Genomic DNA, 22,773 nt, shown 5'->3' on the forward strand with positions numbered 1-22,773 from the left:
GGTCTCCTTGCTGTTTATTAAACGTAGCTTAACTTGGGATCGTGCGTTCGAGGTCAACCAATTCACATGCACGAATGATCAAATCATCAATCGCGAACGGTTTTTGCATAAAATCGTCGGCTCCAGCTTCTTTGAGCGATGCGACTTTATCCTGCTCAACCATCCCTGAAATACAAAGAATCTTAACTTGATCAAGGGCGGTGTCACTACGGACACGCTGGCACACTTCCTTACCGTTGATGTCGGGAAGCATGACGTCCAAGACGACTAGGTCGGGGCGAAATTCACGGACGCCCATCCCTGCATCAAAACCGTTGTTGGCGGTCCGGATATCGAATCGTTTGTCCCGCTCGAAGCCGTCCGAAATCAAATCGACCAAATCTTGATCGTCGTCCACGATCAGGACTTTTTTCTTCCCACTCTGCAGTGCATCGGTCGGAATTCCGTTCTCTTTCATAAAGCTGAACAGATGATCGCGTGGAATCCGCCGGAATTTGCTTCCAGGAACGCGAAATCCTCGAAGTGAACCGTTATCGAAACAGCGAATGATTGTTTGCTGGCTAACCTTGCAAATTTTCGCAGCTTCGCCCGTCGTAAAGACCGTCTTAGTGGTCATGGCAGAATTTATCCTCCCTGTGAGCGGCTTGCTTGTCCATTAACGTAACTCCCTTTAGCAAATTTCCGTTTCCCCGCACTACCACAATTCCGTGATAAACTGCGCTGAAACCGTAGGCGACAAGAACCCCCGCTCCTGCCTCAACCACCAAAATTGCCAAGCTGGCGGAATTATACCTAAACCACACCTTGGGTCAATATTGAAATTTACGCCACAACTCGTTGACACCAAAGCACTTAAGGACACACACGGTGTTTCTGACGGCAAAATAGGCAATTTTTACCGACCCCCAATTCGAGCGGAAGAGAGAACGCCAAGTTGATGGCGATACTAAAATGGCACTTCCCATCGGCTTGGTTAGATGAGCTGCGAAGCAAACTTTCGTAGCGGAATCGGCCCCATGCCAGCTTGCCTGGCATGAAGCAAAGATTTGAAGTTAGATCACATGCCTTAAATAGCTCACTCTCCGGTTCGGCTTGCCGCTGAAAGCGGCAAGCCGAACCGGTGGGAAGACGTGAGGATGACCTCTGCTAATTTCAAATCTTTCGTTCCTGTCGGATAAACCGACAAGGGGACGCTGTGCCAGGGCGTTTCGTTAATCAATGTTGGTTGCGTCTTCCGGGGCGAGCGCATGGGAAGCAAACAATCCGTCACGAATGCGACCGACCTCCCCCGAGGTGGAGAATTCAGCAAGCACGAGTCTCGGAGAGACTCTACTACGTGCCGTTTACATACGACCGATTTGCAGCTTCCCAAGCGGAATCAGCCCCATGCCAGCTTGCCTGGCATGGAGCAAAGATTTGAAGTTAGATCACATGTCTTAAATAGCTCACCCTCCGGTTCGGCTTGCCGCTGCTAATTTCAAATCTTCCGTTCCTGTCGGATAAACCGACAAGGGGACGCTGTGCCAGGGCGTTTCATTAATCAATGTTGGTTGCGTCTTCCGGGGCGAGCGCATGGGAAGCAAACAATCCGTCACGAATGCAACCGACGTCCCCCGCTAAGAAATGGGGATCGCGATATCGCAATCCGCTTCGCGATTAAACATCCCCTACTGGCTTTGATTTTGGTTTTCGATTTTCCAAATGAGCCATCAACAGCGCGATATCGGCCGGAGTGATTCCGCTGATCCGCCGAGCCTGAGCCAACGTGACCGGCTGGACCTTTGCCAGTTTTTGTTTGGCTTCATTTCGCAAAGGTTTAATCGATTCGAAATCAAACGCGGGGGGAATTTTGCGTTCGGCCAAGCGATGCTGCTTCGCCACATCTTCTTGCTGGCGGACAATATACCCTGCGTACTTAACGTCGTATTCAACCTGCTGAGCCGCTTCGGCGGGGATCGTGGCCAGTTCCGGTACATGCGACACGATCTGCTCCCACGTGACTTCAGGTCGTTTCAGATACCTGTCCGCGGGAGCTTTTTCAATGCGGCCCGCCTGCAACAGCTCCATACCGCGGGCAATATCGGACAACTTTTGATTCAAGCGATCCATTCGCGGCTGATCGGTCAGGCCGATCGAATGTGCCATCGGAGTTAGGCGTCTATCCGCGTTGTCTTGGCGAAGCAACAACCGATATTCCGCTCGACTGGTAAACATCCGATAGGGTTCATCGGTGCCGGACGTTACCAGGTCATCGATCAGAACGCCGATATAGGCTTCATCGCGTTGCGGCAGGAATAGAGGTTTTCCAGCAACCTGTAAGGCAGCGTTTGCTCCAGCAACCAACCCCTGTCCGGCCGCCTCTTCATAACCGGTCGTTCCATTGATTTGGCCCGCAAGAAAGAGCCCGGCAACTTTCTTCGATTCCAAGTGGGGCCAGAGTTGCGTGGGGGGCGAAAAATCGTATTCCACGGCATACCCATACCGCATGATTTGGGCATTTTCCAAACCGGGAATCTGCTTCATGATCTGATCTTGAACGTCCCGCGGCAGGCTGGTTGAAATCCCGTTCACGTAAATTTCGTGCGTCCGTCGTCCCTCGGGCTCGAGAAATAACTGGTGCTTATCTTTATCCGCAAAGCGAACGACCTTGTCTTCGATCGAAGGGCAGTACCGCGGTCCCTGAGAATCGATTTGCCCGCTGTACATAGGCGCTCGATGCAGGTTTGCGCGGATCAGATCATGGACCTTTTCATTTGTATAGGTGACGAAACAATCCATCTGCGGCGTCGGCAGCTGATCGGTCAGGAACGAAAACGGCTGCGGTTGATCATCACCGGGCTGGCGTTCGGTTTGGCTCCAGTCGATCGTCCTACCGTTCAAGCGTGGCGGGGTTCCTGTTTTGAAACGTTCCAGTTCCAATCCCAGATCACGAAGGGCTCCGCTAATTCCGCTGGTGGTCCCCTCCCCTGCGCGGCCTCCTGCGACCTGTTCTTCCCCGGTATGCATGATCGCTTTGAGGAAGGTGCCGGTCGTCAGCACAACCGTCGGCGCCTGGTATGTAACGCCCCCACGCACGTGCACGCCTCGGATCCGCGTTCCTTCGCTGGTCTGTTCGGTCCACAGCCCTTCGACGGTCTCTTGCAGCAGATCCAAATTCGGTTGGGATTCCACCAACCATTTGATTTCGTTTTGGTAGGCCTTTTTATCGGCCTGGGCGCGAGGGCTGTGCATCGCCGGCCCTTTGCGACAATTCAGCAGACGAAACTGAATTCCGGTCGCATCGATCGCTTTGCCCATCAACCCGCCAAGCGCGTCGACTTCACGGACAATCTGGCCCTTAGCCACTCCTCCGATCGCTGGGTTGCAACTCATCTGACCGACAGTGTCGATATTGGTGGTCAAAAGTGCGGTCCGGGCGCCCAAACGGGCGGACGCTGCCGCCGCCTCGGTACCAGCATGCCCTGCCCCGATCACGATCACGTCATAGTGCAGAACCGAAGAAGTCTTCAAAAAAACACCTATCAATCAAACGAAAAACGAAGGCTAAGCAACCACAAAAGGGGATGCACGCAACCCCCATAAAAAACCCCAACTATCAAACAATAAGTCTCAAGCCGGATAACCGTTCCTGCCGATGAAGACCGATGGATGGCCGCGACTCCATTTGGGACGATTCCTGCTGGAGTCGCAGGAGTGATTGTAGCCGGCAACACGCCTACAAAAAATCCTCCCGTCACTCTTCCTCAAGAGAACCAGCGCCGCGGAGGCGTTCGCCCCAATCATGCGAAAACACCTACGAGCCCTACTGATCGCGACCATCTGCTCGGTTCCCGTCGCAGCTCAGGCCCAGTATGGACAATCGCAGTACGGGCAATCGCAACCGGGACAAGTACCCTACACGCCCGAAGCAAACGCGGCCGCTCAAAACACCAATTTCGCTGCGCACGTGCCCCGGCCCAGTGGCCAGCCAACGCGCCCCCAAACTTCCGGTACCCAGCAAACGGAAGCACGAGGCATTTTCCTAAACGTTCCTCAGTTCGATATCCCATTCTCCGTCGCTTCGGTCGGAACGCAACCGCAAGAAGTCCAATTATATTTGTCGCGGGACGCTGGGGCGCGATGGGAATTGTTCGCACGGCAACCAGCCAACAGCCGGAATTTTCCCTTCACCGCCCCAGAAGATGGGGATTACTGGTTTGCCACGCGGACCATTGACGTCAGTGGTGCAGCGCACCCAGCGGGCCCCGTCCAGCCTCAACTGCGGGTGACGGTCGATACCGAAAATCCGAACTTGGAAGCACGTGCCGACGCCGACGGGAACGGCCAGGTCATCGTGGACTACCGGATCACCGACGTCGCTCCGGAAGCGAAAAGCCTTCGCGTTGAATACATGACCGATTCCGTCCGTCAATGGATGGCCGTCGATTCGGCTTCGCAGCCCGTGAACGAAGAGAAGCAAGGCGTTTCGGAAGGGCGATTGGTTTGGGTCCCCGAATCGGACTGGCGACATGTTTATATTCGCCTGATCGTTCGCGACCGGGCGGGCAATCAAACGGTCTTGACCCGTCAAGTCGAAAAACCGCGAATGGCTCGCCAAGAAATTCCTGCCAAACTGGCTAGTTCGCCACTCTTGCCGCCGCCACCGTTGCCCGATAACCAGCCACCGGTATACGCCAACCCGGCCGCCATCGAAGCGATAGCGGCAAGCCAGCGAAGCAACGGACCGCTGACCGGACATCCGCAGCGGTCAAACATGGCGCAGCAACCCTTCAATCCGGTCTACAACCCGCCGGCGCCGCGGCAACCAGTAGCCCAACAGGTTCAGCAGGCACCTGCCGCAGCGGCTCCAGCGACGCCAAATTGGCCCACTCCGTCAGCCTTTTCGCAGGCCGCCCCCGGCGCTGCCAACTTGCCAGCGACCGCAGCAAATGGGCAGGGAAACCCAACCCCGCCAGCTAGAGAAAATCGCTGGTCACCACCGGCAACGCAGTACGTTGCGCAAACCCCTTCCTCCCATACCATTCGTGGCATGGAAGGACCGTTGGCCAACAGTAATCCACAAACGACCAACGCCTATCCAACTTCCCACGACGCTCAAATTCCCACGGCAAACAATCCTTCGATGGAACGCAGCAGCGCTCCACCGGAATTTGGGCTGAATCCCCCGCTGTCGACTCGAACCAATCCAGAATCGACGCCAGCGGACGCCGGAACGCCAGCGAACTCAGAACCGCCAGCTCCGCGGACGCCCCAAGACGCACTGCGTCCCCTGGCGGTTGAAACGAGTGAGAATTCACGAACGCAACTCACAGCCTCGGGGCAGCGGACTTCGGCGTCGAACACTGAAATGGTTCCCACCCCGCCCGCCACCGCCGACACCTACACATCGGCCCCATCCCGCAGCACCCCAGCCACTTCCGCAAACGCGGACAACGAACCGACCGATACGGTCCAAAGCCAACGACCAGCATTGCAGTTTACGCAGTCGATCTCCGTCGATGACATGTTGGCGTCCGGTGCGGCGATCCGGCAGAGCGATACGCGTACGTTCAGCTTGGACTACGAAGTCGAATCGATTGGCCGCCAAGGTGTCGAGACCGTTGAACTGTGGGCAACCAAAGATGTTGGCAGATCCTGGACGCGATGGGACGCCGATCCGGACGGGCAAAGTCCATTTGACATTATCACCGGTGGAGACGGGGTTTACGGATTCCGAATCGTAGTCATCGGGCGAAACGGGCTGGCCAGCCCACGCCCACAGGCAGGAGAAGACGCGGACATCTTTGTCCTTGTCGACACCACCAAGCCTACGGTCCGAATCACCGGGGCTCGCTATGGCGAACAAGATGACACGGGAAAACTGCTGATCACCTACCAGTGCGAAGATTCCCAAAACAACCTGGCCCGACGCCCGGTAACCCTGAAATTTTCCGAAACCCCTCAGGGTCCGTGGACCACGATCGCAACCGGGCTGGAAAACGATGGCTTTTACGCTTGGCCCGCAGACCCAGAACTTCCCAGCAAGATCTACCTACGCGTCGAAGCGACCGACCGAGCCGAAAACGTCGGTCACGATACGCTCGACCAGCCGATCGCTGTGGAAGGGCTTGCCCCGCGAGCAAGAATTCGCGGATTCCAACCGGTGCACGAAGAGTCAGCGGAAGTTCCAGCGGCACGCTTCCGCTAAAGCGGTTTCTTCACGGGGTTTCCAAAACCCCGCGGCAGCCAAAATTCTGCCCCACCGCGTCACGGACTGCGGTATCGATCGGAAGCGAAGGGCGACAATCCCTAAATCAACAAGCCGGTCAGCGAGGGATCGCGTCCAGTCCTTACGGTTGCTCGCTTGCGAGTTTTGAAGTTGCGATATTTGGATGCATTCCCCTCTGCCTTTGTGTCGACCCTGCCTTTGTGTCGACCCTTCGGGCCTTACGTTAGCACGTTTTCCCATTCCGGGGGCTTCACCCCCGGCAGAGATTGTGTCGACCCTCCGGGCCTGGAAAGTACGGGAGCTGTTCGCTCTCCTGGAATAAGCCCCGTCAATGTCATCGCAGCATGGAGGGAAACATCTTGGGTTGATAATTCGTTACCAATAGATCCCGCGTCCCCAGGGGCTCGCGTTTGAACGAGGTGACGGAGAATCACTAGTCCTTCGACGTCATCGTGATGTCGTGTTCCAAGGCGTCCGCAGCCACTGTGATCCGCAGCACCGAAGCTCGGTTGTATTTGCCCGGGATGGTTTCCTTTCGATCAATATCTAAGCCACGCTCTACCTCTTCGGCGGTTGGATTTTCTTTCCGCACTTCTTGAGGGGACGTCACCTGGACGGCCAACTCGCCTGGCGAAACCTCTGCGGTGTACTCACCGTCGATGATTTCGCCGCCACTGGTCGTCCCTTGGCCGCTGACCGGCATGAAACTGATCGTGCCAGAGTTGACCGGTTCTCCATCCATCGTGACCTTCCCCGAAATGTCAAGCATTCCATTATCAGGCGTGCATCCGGAAAGCACAAAAACGCAGATCGACAGCAAAAGCAAGGAAATACGAGGCAGCAACATCACAACATCCATTCAGGTAAATACCAAAACAAGGGGACCGCTCATCGCACAAAGGAGGTGGCGAAAACCCGATGGTTCTCGGCGGCAGAAAGCGCGTGCTATTCCGCCGTACCACATCTTCTTTGATGAACCGTCCCCGAAGAAAATCAAGCAACCGATAATTAGAGCGAACTGACTTCGCCACCCTGTGCGGTCGAAGCATCACGCCAAGTCTGCAGGTTGATCGTTTCGGAAACGAAACGGACCGAACCATCAGCCAAAGCCGACTGCACACCACCAGGATGGAGACTCATCGAAGCAAAGGTCGCCGAGCGCCAGTTGTCTCCACCGTTGTGGCAAGGGATTCGCCGCGGGCTGAAATCAGCCGGATCCCAACATCGCCGTCCCCCGTCAACCGAGGCCGACGTATTGGGCGACAGGTAGGTCGTAAACCCAGCACCAGAAGTGTAAATCGTCGCGGCATACATCCCTTGCCAACCGGTTGCATTCTGGTTGATAGGGACCTCGCTGAGCAGCAAAGTATTGCTCAAACCATCCGTAATGATCGAAAAGTTATGGGCTGCGTTTACCTTAAATGGAGCTCCACCAAAGTTGTAGGTCCAGACTCCATCCCAGTTATTGGGGTTTTCTTGACCGTAATTGGTATTCCCCATATTCACCGCGTAACTACCACGCTGATGATTCCAAGTCGGCGAGGCATTCGATTCCCCCAATACCATATTCTCCGAGGGGCACGACATCATATCCAGCTGCGTCGAACGATAGAGAGGCGAATTCCCGCCATTAACGCGCACATTGAAGTCGATCGTATCGTATAGCGCCTGCTGCTCGACAAACGGCAAAACCCGAGCTACCCAGGAGTGAGTGTCCAGGTTCACACCGTAATAATCGAAACCAACCGAAGGAAGGGCTAGGTTGGTGTCGTGGTAATTGTGCATCGCCAAAGCAATCTGCTTCAGATTGTTGCCACAGGACATCCGCCGAGCCGCTTCACGAGCCGCTTGTACGGCGGGCAAAAGCAGCCCGACCAGAACCCCGATGATCGCAATCACAACGAGTAATTCGACCAGCGTGAACGCCGCTCGATCCCGATTCAAATGAGAACGCATATTCAATTAAACTCCCAAAAAATAACAAAGACAAAAATTCTCAGCCTGATACTCTCCCTCAACAAAGGTGAGAGCCTAAGCCACCAAAAGAAGCGAACAGGACCAATCGGCACCCACCCGCTAAAACAGCGCAGAACGCACCATTAGAGCCCTCACACCGTGACGCTCAGGCCCATTCATTGTAATTGTCATTCCATAACCAGCCATGAGATCCAGCGTTTTTTTATTGAGATATATTGTCATCATCCGCAACATCCTCAAAAACGTGATATCCGCGACAGAGGGCTTTACGCGGGTGGGGATTGATTCAACCCCCATTCAGATCGGCGACGGGACACCGCGATGATGAAGATCGCGACCGGCCCACCCGCTAAAGATGCGGCTTCCCTTCGTGTCTGGCGGGGACCGAACGGGGAAAGAACCATGGCTTCTTTGGAGCCTTCATCGAATTCCCGATGACTGGGCAGCCGCGACAAGAATGGCCATACTCTATAGAGATTCATCCTCTTTAAACTGACGTGTCCACAATGGCGACCCTTCACGCTTTTGATCTCCTTGCGAAAGTCAACGCGGACACCGGAACGCTTCCTGACGAAGTGACGGAAACGTTGCCGGAAGTGATCCTTCTTGTTGGAAGCGATTCGACTCTCCGCACTTGGTGCCGCCCGCTGCTTACCGGCGATGCAGACATCACCGAGGCCGAAGGTGAATCGGCGATGTGGCCCGATTTGCGAGACGATCTTTCGACCGCGTCACTCTTCGCATTCGGCGAACGTCGCTCCGTCGTGATTCGTGGCGGAGACGCTTTTGTGAAACGCTACCGAGCGGAACTGGAGACCTATGCCGCCGAACCAAGCTCGGCCGGCCGCTTGGTAATGGAACTGGATACGCTCGCTTCCAATACTCGGCTGTACAAAGCGGCCTCAAAGAAGGGATGGATCATCGAGTGCAAACCTCCCGTCATCAAAGCGGGGCGTTCGACGCGGCCGGACGTACAACGCTTGCGCACGTTCTTGATGGAATTCGTGGCACCTCGACATCGCTGTCAAATCAACCAAAGCGCGACCGACCGCTTGATCGAACTGATCGGGGATGATGTCGGCCTGCTTGATACCGAAATTGCCAAACTGGCCGTCCACCTACCGGTCAACGGTAAAATTAACGAAGCCCTGGTCATCGACATTGTCGCAGGCTGGAAGGGCAAAACGATGTGGGACATCATCGAAGCCGCCGCATCCGGAAACACCGCAGAAGCGCTCCAGCATGTCGATCGTTTACTGACCAGCGGACAACGACCGATCGCCTTGCTTCCACAACTTGCCTGGTCGCTGCGACGTCTGGGAATGGCGACCGCCGCCGTCGATGCGGCCGAACAGCAGGGCCGAAAAATCAGCCTGACCGAGGCCTTTAAAACATCCGGCTTCCGAGGCTCGCCGCAAGACATGCAACAGGCCGAACGACAATTAAAGCAAATAGGACGGCATCGAGGGCGACAAATCCTTCCCTGGCTGCTGGAAGCCGACCTCCGGCTGAAGGGAAGCCACAGCGTCGAAGGACGAGACCGCTGGGTCCTGGAAGAACTGTTCTTAAAATTTGCTCGCGAAGCAAACTAATACATGGCCTGACGACGGCAATCGCGGGAAGGATACCAACCCGTGCGAACCGCCGTCTGGCGACCACAGATACGTTCGCCAAACGCGTGGCACCATGCGGCGACGGCTTGGTTTCGTTTTCGTTATACTTGGAGCCTCCATCCTGCATCTGCCCAACCTAGGTCCTCACCAATGCCGACTCATGCAATTGGCTACCTACTAAGCCTGCTGACCTGCCTGCTACTTCCTGCCAAACTTTTTGCGGATTCTCCACAGGCGGCAACAACCCAAATTGGCGACATTCAGTTCACGGTCGCTCCGGGTTTAAAAATCGAAAAGGTTTCGACGGACGATCTAACCACCTGGCCAATCGTGATCGACTGGGACCGCGAGGGAAACCTTGTCATCGCCGAATCAGGAGGAGTCAGTAAACCGATCGCGGAGCATAACGCACTTGGCTTGCACAAGATCATCCGCTTAAAAGACGTGGACGGCGACGGCCAATTCGATACTCGTCAAATCGTCGCGGACAACATGCCGTTTCCCGAAGGTGTGTTATGCCTGGGCGACGACATCCTGGTCGCGGCCCCACCGCAAATCTGGCGACTATCGGACAAAGATGGCGATGGCGTTTGCGAAGAACGCAGCATCTGGTTTGACGGCAAAACACTCACCGGATGCGCAAACGATTTGCATGGCCCATTCCTTGGTCCCGATGGCTGGGTTTATTGGTGCAAGGCCGCGTTTGCTGAACAAGAACATGAACTACTCGATGGGCGGACCTTCACGTCATCGGCTTCCCATATCTATCGCAGAAAGCTGTCGGGTGGACCTGTCGAAGCGATTTTCACCGGCGGTATGGACAATGTGGTCGAAGTCGCTTTTCTACCCAACGGGGACTCGTTCTTCACAAGTACCTTCCTCGAATATCCTCATGACGGACTGCGGGACGGAATCGCCCACGCGGTCTTTGGTGGTTTGTACGGGAAACAAAATGCGGTCCTCGCTGGACATGCACGAACCGGAGGGCTGATGCCGATCCTGTCGCAGCTTGGACCTGCTGCCCCCAGCGGACTCGCAACCTTAACAACCAACCAGCTGTTTCCTAACGACACTTCTGCAACTCCACAGCCAACCCTTGTAGCGGCATTATTCAACCTCCAAAAAGTAACCGCTCATCAGCTCTCGCCTTTGGGTGCCAGTTACCGTTCCAAAGATATCGACCTGGTGGTTGCCGACCGAGTCGACTTCCATCCGACGGATGTCCTAGAGGACAGCGATGGCAGTTTGCTGATCGTCGACACCGGCGGCTGGTATGGGCTCTGCTGCCCCACATCACGAATCGACCAAACGACAGCAACCGGAGGCATTTACCGTCTCTCACCAGCGGGTGATGCTCCCGCACAGTCTGCGAAACAAATAGCCGATCGCTCGCCGATCGACTGGGCCAAGCAATCCGCCGGCGATCTAGTGCAGCTTAGCTTTGACGGTCAACCTTGGGTTCGACGTGAAGCGAATCGCAACCTATCGCAAAACCCCTCCAGCGAAGCGATCGATGCTTTTGCCACCATCCTCAATGATTCGAACAGTCCGCTAACCCAACGTCAGTCGGCCGCTTGGTCTCTCTGCCAACTAGGCACTCCGCAAGCCCTTGACGTCCTAAGCAAACAGATCGCTGCCGACGATCCTTCGCTACAACAGATCGCATGCCATGCGGTCGGCCTGCATCGATACCAACCGGCAACGACCGCTTTGCTTCAACAACTGAAAACAGAAAGCGAAATCGATCCAATCGAAGACCAAGCGTCCGTCATTCGCTCCCTTGCCGAAGCCCTCGGGCACGTTGGCGATTCAGCCGCACAGTCTCAACTTCTTGTCACGCTAGACAAATCCGCAAACGACCGATTTCTTGAACACGCATTGATCCATGCGATGCTGGAAATTGAACGGCGAAGCGAAGCCGGCAACCTGCTTCAACAGGCCACAAGCGATGCCCAGTATCGTGCGGCTCTTTTTGTGGTGGCTCAAACGGCCGCTGCAAATGCATTGCACCCCGACACTTTCTTTACCGCTTTTACTCGCAACGACAAACGCCTGCATTCGACGGCCGCCTCATTCCTGGCCGAGCATCCCGAATGGGCAAGCCAATCAACCGACTCGCTAGACAAACTATTTGCCAGCCTAGCGACAACGGATGCAGAACCCACACGCAACCAATTGGCCGAAACCCTTCAAGAAATCTTGGGAGCCTGGAAATATGAAGCCAGCCTTCAAGCGTGGGTACAAGAAAAACTGTTGTCATCAGAGAGCCTTTCTCCCTTCCAAGCGACCTTCTTGGCGACCTCGATCGCCTCGTTCTCTCCTCCCACTCTGCCCGACGGATGGGTTCCCGCACTTTCCCAATGGCTGACCGCAGCCTCCCCTGAAATCCGGCAAGCGTTGATCGCCAACCTGACCAAAATCAAAGTTTCTAGCGGCCCCTCCGCAACCCTTGCCAAGACCATTGAATCATTGGCAAATGACACCGACCAAGAAGCGGACAGACTTACCCTCCTTTCGGCGATGCCGCCCAACAGCCTGCTCCAGTCCCAAGATCTGGAATCGCAGGTCGTGAGTGCATTCTTAAGCGACGATGAACGTCAGAACCTTCTGGCAGCGGCGGTGATCGCACGTCTCCGATTGTCGCCGTCCAACACCGAAAGGCTGACCGACCACCTGCACTCGATCCCTTCCAGCCAATTGAGCGCTGTGATTGAAACCATTCACCGCAGTGGCAACGACGCGGCCAAGCAGAAGACTCTGGAAACCATCGCCAGCGTGCCAGCGGCTCGAGGCCTTCCCGATACTTTCCTGGTTAACCTATATCGTTCCGCCTCCCCCGAACTGCGTGAACAAGCCAGCAAGACCGCCAACGAACTGAAGCGACCACCTGCCGACATCGAAACCGCGGTCCGCGACCAAATGAAAAAACTAAAACCGGGCGATGCCATCAAAGGCTTGCAAGTCTTTCGGAGCAGCAAAGCCGGTTGCAGCAGCTGCCACCGAATCGGCTATGTTGGCAAAGAACTAGGCCCCGATCTATCGCGAATCGGCGGCAGCCGAACCGCCGAAGCGATCCTGACGGCAATCTTGTTCCCCAGCGCTCGGCTTGAGCAAAGCTACCACACAACCCAAGTCCTAACCGTCGACGGCCAGCTTCACAGCGGATTGGTGCAACATTCGACGGCTCAGGAAATCAAGCTGCAGATCGACGCCCAGAAAACCGTGACCATTCCTCGGGATGAAATCGAAGAAACCCAACCGGGAAAAGTCTCGATCATGCCTGCAGGAATTGGCGAGCAATTGACGATTGAGGAATTATCGGATCTGATGACGTTCCTGAAATCGACCCAATAGGACCACAACCCTACTCATTGCGACGCTTCCTTGATGCCAACTTTGATCCACGCGTACAGCACCCTGCGTCAGTTACCAACCGCTAGTTTCGACTGCCTTTCCTCTGAATACCAAGACCACACGGACCCTTTGCTGAGGCAAGAACTTCACCGTCTGCAGCAGGAATTGACTGAAGACGATCCGCAGGCGATGACGGCGACGCGGTACGCGATCCTTCGCCATCTAGAGCGAACGGAACATCACGCATGCTTTTCCGTCGACTCGGCCGAAGATGCCGCGTTGACGGAATGGGCCTGGGAAAGCAACGCGATCTTGCGATACCCCGACAATTCGTATCGAGACCCTGCCGGCAAGCGATTGCTGGATTCGGCGACCGGAAACCCCGACCCCACCGCTCAGCTCCCCTTCCCTGCCGATGCCCGACAACGCAAGTCACAGACCGAACTGCTGCTCCGCAATCGGCTGATCGACGTTCCTGCAGAGCTTCCACCGATCGCGAGCGAACGCGAAGTTCAATTTAGAGATCCCACCCAGGTGGCGCGTCGAGCTTTAGCGATCTTCATCGTCGCGGTCCGAGCGGAATCGCTTGCCACCGGTCAACCGATTTCAGTCGAAAATCTCCGCAGCAAAGCTCCCGAGGCCTTTGTCGCACTCAGCCCCCAAGAGTCCGCGTTCTTAGCAGAATCAACGCCCAGCCAACAAAGCGTGGTCAATGCAGCGTGGCGTTACGAATCGCTCTTTGCATTGCAATGGGCGCTTGGCATGCATGCGGAACTTCCCTTTGCCGACACGATTTGCGACGTACCAACCGTCGCTCAGATCATGTTACAGATCCCGCACGGCGACTGGATCGAAACGGCTCGGTTACGTCCAACCACCGAAATTCTCGACGCGATCGACTTCAACCAAAGACTACTGTGGGCGGCTCGAGAAGCCAACAACAACAGCCAACCGGCTCCAGCAGCGATCGATGGCGGGGTGATCAGCGAACGACAACACGCCTTCAACTGGTTGATTCAATTCGAAGAAGCCGACTGGGACGACGTCGACATCCCGTCGTTTTAGTGCCGCCTTTCAGTGACGCATACCGGCCTGCCCACGCTCTGGCGAGCGTAGCGACGGCACTACCGTCGCTACCTTGAAGCCAGGCAAACTGGCACGAAGCCGATTAGTAAGCCTTGGCAAAGATCCCTTGTTTCGCTGCCGGTTTGCCGGTCAAGAAACATTTTCCTGGCTGATCATTATTGACCTGCGGGATGCAGCGGATCGTTACCTTCAACTCTTTCAGCAGCGGTTCCAGATCCTTTTCCTCCGCGAAGTAGCAATACGCGAATCCACCGTGAGGTTCCGGTGAATCTTCATTCTTCGGCGTGAAATAGGCTCGGAAATCGGCTTCGTTATCGATCTTGCATGAATTGTCTTCACGATGCTTTAAAGCGCGATCGAACAGTTCCTGCTGGATATCGGCAAGCAAATCCCCGATCGATTCCACCAATTCTTCGCGGCCAAGGGGAACCGATTTCCCTGTGTCACGACGCGAAACGAAGGCAGCTTGTTTAGCGATATCTTTGGGTCCGACTTCGACGCGAATCGGGACGCCTCGCTTGACGTGGTACCATTTCTTTTCGCCACCACGCATATCGCGATCGTCGATATCGACGCGAATCGGAGCGCCCGCCATCGTCTGAGACTGCAGTTCCTTCTTCAGGTCATGGACATATTCTAGAACGTAGTCGCGTTGTTGCTCGTCACGGTAGATCGGCAACAAGACAACTTGCGTCGGTGCCAATCGCGGCGGCAGGACCAAGCCATCGTCGTCGCTGTGGGTCATGATCAGGGCACCGATCAAGCGAGTCGAAACGCCCCAGCTGGTTGTCCAGGCGTACTGCAGATCGCCGTCGTGATCTTGAAACTGAATCTGCTGAGCCTTCGAGAAGTTCTGTCCCAAAAAGTGACTCGTACCAGCCTGCAAAGCTTTGCGATCCTGCATCATCGCTTCGATCGAAAGCGTGTCGACGGCTCCAGGAAATCGCTCCGCCGCGGTTTTTGATCCACGGATCACCGGCATCGCCATCCAGCCCTCAGCGAACTCCGCATAGACATCTACCATCATCTGAGTCTCTTCGATCGCTTCTTCAGCCGTGGCATGGACGGTATGCCCTTCCTGCCAGAGAAACTCTGCGGTCCGCAGGAACAAGCGAGTCCGCATTTCCCAGCGGAGGACGTTGGCCCATTGGTTGATTTTGATCGGCAGGTCACGCCAGCTTTGAACCCACTTTGCGTAGCTGGCTCCAATAATCGTTTCGCTGGTAGGGCGAATGATCAAAGGCTCTTCCAGCGGTCCTGCCGGACGCAAGCCTCCGTTTGGATCGGGTTCCAGTCGATGGTGAGTCACCACGGCACATTCCTTGGCGAACCCTTCGACGTGCTCGGCTTCTTTTTCCAAAAAGCTCATCGGAATGAGAAGCGGGAAATAGGCGTTCTGATGGCCGGTTTCCTTGAACTTGTCATCGAGTGCACGCTGCATATTTTCCCAGAGCATGTACCCCCAGGGTTTGATCACCATACAGCCGCGCACCGGCGAGGCTTCTGCCATGTCCGCCGCCTTAATGACCTGCTGATACCATTCGGGGTAATCTTCAGACCGAGTCGGGGAGATCGCGTTTTGAGGTGCCTTAGCCATGCCGTTATCGTAGCGCAAGGGGGAAGAAATGGGGGGGAATACAACAGCCAAAAAATGCCCACAGCGTCGCAGGGGGCCGAATTGTACCGGCCGATCCGCCCTCTGGGGCGAGGATTTGCCTTTTCAGTTCATCCTGCGAGAATAGAGGGAATTACAATCGATGCAAGGACTGTTCGGCGAAGAACCGTGCGACAACCAGAAACCTCAACGATTTCCTTGCTTTTTCGCTACTGTAAACCTCCCATCTCCAAGCGTTTCAAGGCCTCACAATGCCCCGTTTTGCACCGACTTTGCTTATTCCGGCCCTGATCGCGGCGGCGTTCAGCTGCCAATCGACCGCCTCGGCCCAAATCGTGCAGATTGGGCCCGCCGGTGGAGTCGGCATTCGAGCTCCATTTGTCAGCGTCGACGTAGGCCGCTTTGGTGGTACGCGCGTGCGAGCTCCGTTCACAGCGGTCGACACCGCAGGTTACCCGTACGGTCCACGCCGCCTTCGCCGATCCGCTGTCGTGGCGCCAGGAGTCACCGTGGTTCGCCCGCCAATCATTAGCGTCCGGGGGCAAACAATCGTCGATATCGCACCTTCGCCGCGGCAACCGCCAGAGGATTACCGGCCGCAGCCACAAGCAGACGGTGAAGAGACCTACTCGCTCACAGAGGACCAGCTCTTTTTAGAACTGGAAATCGCAACTTCGGCTTTGCAAAATGCACTCCAAGCAGAGCCGGAAGGTGAAGGCTGGATCCAGTACCTTCAACCGGCTCAGATAGCCGATCTAGCGATCGCCGGGAAAACAGCCAGCCTTGAAGCGTTGCTGCGGAACTATTTGGGCACCGAACGCAATCGCGACTTTGCCTGGGTCGCAAACGCCCCCGGATTTTCGGCGACTCGCGACCTGATCGAAGAAATCATCCTTCGCCAAACGCAAGCGGGCAACGTTACCGTCGCTCGACCTCGTTCCGCACCTCCCGCCCAAACCGCCCCCACTCCGGTACAACCAACGCGAGAAGCGATCGAAAAAAGCAAGGACATGAAACCCGAACTGGAAAGCCTCCCCGCACCCCAGCCCAACGCCAGCCAACCGCAATACGACGCATAAAATCCCGCAGCCAAGAAAAAAGTAGGCCGGATCAAGGAGCGAAGCGACGCAGCTCCGGCGCCAGAAAAGTAGGCCGGACCAAGGAGCGAAGCGACGCAGCTCCGGCAATCCCAAACCACCAAAAAGCGATTCGACAAATCCCACTCACGGACCTAATCCGACTCGCCGTTACATCTATTCCCCCCAATCATCCTCGACGCCGCCAGGAGCTGTTCCGCCCCAATCGATATCGTATTGCCCCAACCTTACGAACCGATGGAACGACGACCACTGCCAATCACGAACTCGATCGACCAGTTTGTGCTTTCGAGGGTTCCAGTGAACGTAATCCGCACACCTTTCGAGATCTGCTTCATCACGAACGGTGTGTTCCCAGTATCGTGGCTGCCAAATCCCTCGTTCGCCACGCTTTCTTTGTGATTCGGTCACCACCGGCTCGGGCAACTCAGCTTCAAGCCATTGATCCGTAAACTTCGCCTTAATTTGTTTCATTCGCAGCGAGTAGCGATCATCGCCGGATGGCAATTGCATAATGAGATGCCAATGATCGGGCAACAATACGTTCGCCACAAGCAAAAAGGGGTGCCGCTTCCTTACCGACGTGAGGGAATTACGAAGGAACTCACGACCATCATCGGTAGTCAGAATCGGCCGGCGACCATACGTAACCACGGTGAAGAAAAACGTCCCCCCGGGCACAAAGTACCGCCGATAATCAGACATCGCCCCTCCAGCTTCTTTGCACGAACCGCGTAGTTGCCCAGCCGGAGCTGCGTCGCTTCGCTCCTTGATCCGGCCTACTTTTCTTGTGACACCGATTAGTAGGCCGGATCAAGGAGCGAAGCGACGCAGCTCCGGCAATCCCAAACCACCAAAAAGCGATTCGACAAATCCCACTCACAGACCTATACCCGACTCGCCGTTACATCTATTCCCCCCAATCATCCTCGACGCCGCCAGGAGCTGTTCCGCCCCAATCGATATCGTATTGCCCCAACCTTACGAACCGATGGAACGACGACCACTGCCAATCACGAACTCGATCGACCAGTTTGTGCTTTCGAGGGTTCCAGTGAACGTAATCCGCACACCTTTCGAGATCTGCTTCATCACGAACAGTGTGTTCCCAATATCGTGGCTGCCAAATTCCTCGTTCGCCACGCTTTCCTTGTGATTCGGTCACCACCGGCTCGGGCAACCCAGCTTCAAGCCATTGATCCGTAAACTTCGCCTTAATTTGTTTCATTCGCAGTGAGTAGCGATCATCGCCGGATGGCAATTGCATAATGAGATGCCAATGATCGGGCAACAATACGTTCGCCACAAGCAAAAAGGGGTGCCGCTTCCTTACCGACGTGAGGGAATTACGAAGGAACTCACGACCATCATCGGTAGTCAGAATCGGCCGGCGACCATACGTAACCACGGTGAAGAAAAACGTCCCCCCGGGCACAAAGTATCGCCGATAATCAGACATCGCCCCTCCAGCTTCTTTGCACGAACCGCGTAGTTGCCCAGCCGGAGCTGCGTCGCTTCGCTCCTTGATCCGGCCTACTTATTCTGTGCCGGCGTATATCGCTGCTGCCCAGCCGGAGCTGCGTCGCTTCGCTCCTTGATCCGGCCTACTATTCTACTATTCGGCGCGGGGATTAGGCGTGTGGGGAACTTGGTGGCGGTGAAGATAACATCTGATGGATAACGTGTCCCTCGACATTGGTTAAACGCCGCTGCACTCCGTTGTGCTCGAACGTTAAGCGTTCATGATCCAGCCCCAACAGATGCAGGATCGTTGCGTTTAGATCGTACAACGGATGAATGTCCTCGACCGCTTTACGCCCCAGTTCATCCGTCACGCCGTGACTGACACCTCTCTGGACTCCGGCTCCCGTCATCCAACAGGTAAATCCATCCGGATTGTGGTCGCGTCCCTGGGCACCCTTTTGGAACATTGGCATTCGTCCGAATTCGGTACACCAGACGATCAACGTATCCTCCAGCATCCCACGAGATTTCATGTCGCGAATCATTGCGGCGACCGGTTGGTCGAGAATGGCTGAGTGCCTGTCGTACTGCTCTTTCAGTTTGCTATGCCCATCCCAGTTCAATTCGCCGCCGCTTGCATAAGCACCATTAAACAGCTGCACAAAACGCACCCCTTGCTCGATCAGCCGCCGGGCAAGAATACAATTTTTCGCAAAGGCAGCCTTGGTCGGATTGGACGTGTCGTCCGCTCCGTATGCCCGTAAAGTCGCCGCGGTTTCGGTACTTAGATCACTGATCTCCGGGACACTTAATTGCATCCGGGCGGCCAGTTCATAACTTGCGATCCTTGCCGCCAGCATCCCTTCGGTTGGATTCTGTTCTAGGTGGCGTTGATTCAGTTGTTTAAGCAATTGCCGCGAAGCGAGATTGCTCTCCCGCGAGATCCCAGCGGGTGTCGACAAGTGCCGAATCGGATTCTTGGAACTAAATGGCGTCCCTTGGAACTCGGCGGGCAGAAATCCTGAACCCCAATTATTGACACTCGCCTGAGGGACTCCACGGGGATCGGGAATCGCGACAAATGCGGGCAGATTTTGATTCTCGCTCCCCAAGGCGTAGGTGATCCAGCTGCCATTGCTAGGAAAGCCATCTTCGACAAAACCGGTCGAAAGGAAATTCTCCGCCGGCCCATGCGTATTCGATTTGCTTGTCAGCGAATGCACAAACGCAAACTCATCTGTCAATTCAGCCAGATGCGGCAGCATGTCGGAAACCATTTTCCCGGTTTCCCCACGAGGCCGAAAAGCGTACTGCGGCCTCGCCAGTTCCCCCGCGGGTCCCTGGAACGTGACCGCGGGCCCCCCCTTCAAAGGCTTGCCATCCTGCTTGATTAATTCGGGTTTGTAATCCCACGTTTCCAGTTGGCTGACCGCACCTGCACAAAACACCACAATGACATTTTTGGCCGCCGCCGGGTAATGCGACGGTCGCGGCGCATAGGGCTGGGACGGATCAATGATTGGTTGATCGCCCGCTCGCCCCTGTTTTTGCAACAAGCTGGCTAATGCGATCGATCCGATCCCTGTAGTGGAATCGTTTAGAAAGCGGCGACGATTATAAGAAAATGGATTCATTACGGGATAAACAAAAACTCGTTCGTGTTGAACAAGGTCCGGCAAAGAGTTGACAAGGAATGGGATTCGACGACGGGCAATGCAATTGCGATTTCTTCTTCACTCGGATTTCTACCCAAAGCTAATTCAAAGGCTCGTGCGATCTGCGTTTCCGGATCGTCACCAACTTCCGTTTCAATCCGACTGGCGAACGCGTTCGCTTCGTCCATCGTGAACCGACTGTTAAACAGATTGAGGGCTTGAATGGGCGTCGTAGACTGAGGCCGTTTGGCGGCACTTTGCCCTGCGTCGGGGCAATCGAAGGCTCCAAACACAGCCTCCCGCTCCATCCGAATTTTGTGGGCATAAATCATTCGCCGGAGCCCGTCTCCTTGGAACGATTCGATCGGAGGAAACCCACTCAGGCCTCCACGCGATTTGAACAGATCAAAACCGGGACCTCCCGTTTCCAAATTCAAGCGGCCACTGATCGCCAACATTGAATCACGAATCGCTTCGGCTTCCATACGACGGGTGGGAAAACGCCACCACCAACGCGTCTCGGCATCGATACGCTGCGAATCGATCGAAATTTGGCTGGACTGACGATAGGTTTGCGAAAGGACCATCAATCGGTGCATGTGCTTAACCGACCATCCCGACCGAATAAATTCCCCCGCCAACCAGTCGAGCAGTTCTGGATGCGTGGGGGCGGCACCACTGCGACCGAAATCACTTGGCGTCGAAACCAATCCATTGCCGAAGTGCCACTGCCAAATTCGGTTCCCCATGACTCGGGCGGTCAGTGGATTGTCGGGACTAGCGATCCAGTCGGCCAATTTCTGACGACGAAGTTGATCCGGAGCGTCCATTGGCAACGACACATCTCCCAAGGCAGCCAGCACCGCAGGAGGGACTTCCTCGGCGGGCTGCTCAGGATCGCCCCGTGAAAGCCGATAGGTTGGCTCGGGAGTTCCAAAGATTCCGGCGAAGACTTTGGGGACCTTGTTCAGATTTGCGATTTTCGCTTCCAAGACTTGCTGATCTTCACGCAGCGCCTTCGATTTCTGGATCTGTGCTTCCGTCCAACCGGCCACCACTTCCATCGAATCGCTCTCGCCGCCAACCTCCAGCGTGTAAACCGTCGGCAACCGGTCCTTCAACTTTCCCTCGCGGTCGCGGCTCCAGACAACACGTTCAACACTCATCGCTTTAGGCAGTTCAATCTGAACCCAACCGCGACCTTTGGTATCGGACATCCAACTGTGGCTGTTCCCATACACTCCGTCATTCAAATGAACCAATTTGTGCGATCCGGATTCACGACTTCCCGAAGCCGTCGCAATCGCTCCGTTCGACGACAGGGCGACATTCTTCTCGGAATCCTCACTGCCGTAAATTTCGAACTCATCGAGACACGGTTCGATCAGCCCAAGCGAAGGATGTAGGTTTGCGTCGTGGATCGTGAAGCGGACAAACCGGACCGGATCGGATTCAACAACCAATTCATTGCGAACGGGATCGGTTTCCGGTAGTCCACTCTGTTCATGAAAGGCTTTCAACGCCTGCTTGGCCTTGGCCAACTGCGGCACCAAAGCTTCTCTTTCTTTTTGAATCTGAAGATTCTGATCGGTCTGAATCGGCCTGCTTCCGTATTTGACGCCGCTAAAGAAAGCCTGCATCGTGTAATAATCGCGCTGCGAGATCGCGTCAAATTTATGATCATGACAGCGAGCACAGCCGACGCTCAAACCGAGAAACGCTTCCCCTGTGTTGATGATGATTTCGGCAAGTTCGTCCTGCCTAGCCAACCGTTTTGAAATATCGTCTTTACCAATTTGCCCTGGCAGCAATGCGGCTGCGGTTACCAGAAAACCGGTGGCGGCATCGTTCTGTGATTGGTCCCCGGTTAATTGCTGGCGAACAAACTGATCGTACGGAAGGTCTTCATTAAATGCTTGGATGACATAATCGCGGTAGGGCCAAGCATCAGGACGAGGTGTATTGACTTCAAATCCATGCGTATCGGCATAGCGGACCACGTCCAACCAATGCTGTGCCCAGTGTTCGCCATATCGAGGCGAAGCAAGCAAACGCTCGACAACTCGCTCGAAAGCTTCCGTCGAATCATCCGCTTCAAACGCAGCCAATTGCTCAGGCGTCGGAGGCAAGCCCGTGAGATCCAAACTGACTCGGCGAAGCCAATTTGCACGACTTGCAGGAGCCGAAGCCTGCAAGCCATGCTGCTCTAATTGAATGCGAATGAACTGGTCAATCGATCCGTTGGGATCATAGGACAACGGCTTAAAAGACCAATGGTCGGTGCGATCTTCCAGCGTCGCGGAATCGACTCCGTCCGGCCAATCAGCCCCTTGTTCGATCCATGACCGGATCAGGTCGATTTCGGCTTTCTTCAACCCCGGCCCCGAAGGTGGCATCCGGGTGTCTTCGTCTTCACTCGCGATCAGTTCGAGCAGCGGGCTATCGTCGCTCTCACCGGGGACAAGGCTGGGGCCGTAACCGTCGCCCCCGCCAAACGCTTCCGATTTAATGTCTAACCGCAAACCGCTTTTTTGCTTCTCCGCTCCATGACAGCGATAGCAGTGCTGTTCCAGCAGCGGCTGGATGTCGCGAACAAAATCAACCTTCTCGGCCGAAACGCAATTTCCGGCTAAGAAAACCGTACTGGCAATCAGTATCCAACAAAATCGCATCAATGTTCCCTAAATCTCATACGGTCGGTTTA

At 55.4% G+C, this 22,773-nt stretch carries 14 protein-coding genes; 5 read left to right on the forward strand and 9 right to left on the reverse strand.

Features of this window, described 5'->3' with window-relative positions; translation table 11 throughout:
• Window positions 1-28: 28 nt before the first annotated feature.
• On the reverse strand, window positions 29-616 hold the full coding sequence (locus tag FF011L_RS23445; RefSeq protein WP_218932841.1) for a response regulator: 588 nt from the start codon (window positions 614-616) through the stop codon (window positions 29-31).
• Between the two features lie 1,040 nt (window positions 617-1,656).
• On the reverse strand, window positions 1,657-3,510 hold the full coding sequence (mnmG, locus tag FF011L_RS23450; RefSeq protein ID WP_246109591.1) for a tRNA uridine-5-carboxymethylaminomethyl(34) synthesis enzyme MnmG: 1,854 nt from the start codon (window positions 3,508-3,510) through the stop codon (window positions 1,657-1,659).
• A 271-nt stretch (window positions 3,511-3,781) separates the two neighbouring features.
• Here mnmG and FF011L_RS23455 point away from each other — a divergent pair, with 271 nt between their 5' ends.
• A complete protein-coding gene (locus tag FF011L_RS23455) occupies window positions 3,782-6,187 on the forward strand; it encodes a hypothetical protein (RefSeq protein WP_145354377.1) in 2,406 nt (801 codons plus the stop codon).
• Between the two features lie 454 nt (window positions 6,188-6,641).
• Here FF011L_RS23455 and FF011L_RS23460 read toward each other — a convergent pair whose 3' ends face one another.
• On the reverse strand, window positions 6,642-7,055 hold the full coding sequence (locus FF011L_RS23460; RefSeq protein ID WP_145354378.1) for a hypothetical protein: 414 nt from the start codon (window positions 7,053-7,055) through the stop codon (window positions 6,642-6,644).
• Window positions 7,056-7,216: 161 nt separating this feature from the next.
• Window positions 7,217-8,164, reverse strand: coding sequence for a DUF1559 domain-containing protein (locus FF011L_RS23465; RefSeq protein ID WP_145354379.1), 948 nt, complete (start codon window positions 8,162-8,164; stop codon window positions 7,217-7,219).
• A 527-nt stretch (window positions 8,165-8,691) separates the two neighbouring features.
• On the opposite strand from FF011L_RS23465, the gene holA reads away from it, so the two are divergent.
• From holA to FF011L_RS23480, 3 genes are all read left to right on the forward strand, one after another.
• A complete protein-coding gene (gene holA, locus FF011L_RS23470) occupies window positions 8,692-9,777 on the forward strand; it encodes a DNA polymerase III subunit delta (RefSeq protein WP_145354380.1) in 1,086 nt (361 codons plus the stop codon).
• Between the two features lie 171 nt (window positions 9,778-9,948).
• Complete coding sequence (locus FF011L_RS23475) at window positions 9,949-13,152, forward strand: DUF7133 domain-containing protein (RefSeq protein ID WP_145354381.1); 3,204 nt, start codon at window positions 9,949-9,951, stop codon at window positions 13,150-13,152.
• A 33-nt stretch (window positions 13,153-13,185) separates the two neighbouring features.
• A complete protein-coding gene (locus FF011L_RS23480) occupies window positions 13,186-14,217 on the forward strand; it encodes a DUF4272 domain-containing protein (protein WP_145354382.1) in 1,032 nt (343 codons plus the stop codon).
• Window positions 14,218-14,320: 103 nt separating this feature from the next.
• On the opposite strand, the gene proS is transcribed toward FF011L_RS23480, so the two are convergent.
• A complete protein-coding gene (gene proS / locus FF011L_RS23485; protein WP_145354383.1) occupies window positions 14,321-15,835 on the reverse strand; it encodes a proline--tRNA ligase in 1,515 nt (504 codons plus the stop codon).
• A 269-nt stretch (window positions 15,836-16,104) separates the two neighbouring features.
• Here proS and FF011L_RS23490 point away from each other — a divergent pair, with 269 nt between their 5' ends.
• Window positions 16,105-16,932, forward strand: a complete 828-nt coding sequence (locus FF011L_RS23490) for a hypothetical protein (protein WP_145354384.1) — start codon at window positions 16,105-16,107, stop codon at window positions 16,930-16,932.
• Window positions 16,933-17,106: 174 nt separating this feature from the next.
• Here the strand turns inward: FF011L_RS23490 and FF011L_RS23495 are convergent, their stop codons facing one another.
• The 4 genes from FF011L_RS23495 to FF011L_RS23510 form a co-directional block, all read right to left on the reverse strand.
• Entirely contained in the window at window positions 17,107-17,655 is a 549-nt protein-coding gene (locus FF011L_RS23495; RefSeq protein ID WP_145354385.1) for an REP-associated tyrosine transposase, read from the reverse strand.
• 205 nt (window positions 17,656-17,860) lie between these two features.
• On the reverse strand, window positions 17,861-18,409 hold the full coding sequence (locus FF011L_RS23500; protein WP_145354386.1) for an REP-associated tyrosine transposase: 549 nt from the start codon (window positions 18,407-18,409) through the stop codon (window positions 17,861-17,863).
• A gap of 172 nt (window positions 18,410-18,581) precedes the next feature.
• A complete protein-coding gene (locus tag FF011L_RS23505; RefSeq protein WP_145354387.1) occupies window positions 18,582-20,048 on the reverse strand; it encodes a DUF1501 domain-containing protein in 1,467 nt (488 codons plus the stop codon).
• Window positions 20,048-22,741: a PSD1 and planctomycete cytochrome C domain-containing protein gene (locus tag FF011L_RS23510; RefSeq protein WP_145354388.1), complete on the reverse strand. Its 2,694-nt coding sequence runs from the start codon at window positions 22,739-22,741 to the stop codon at window positions 20,048-20,050. The genes FF011L_RS23505 and FF011L_RS23510 overlap by 1 nt, the downstream gene beginning before the upstream one ends.
• Window positions 22,742-22,773 lie beyond the last annotated feature (32 nt).

Source organism: Roseimaritima multifibrata, from assembly GCF_007741495.1.
Lineage (GTDB): Bacteria > Planctomycetota > Planctomycetia > Pirellulales > Pirellulaceae > Roseimaritima > Roseimaritima multifibrata.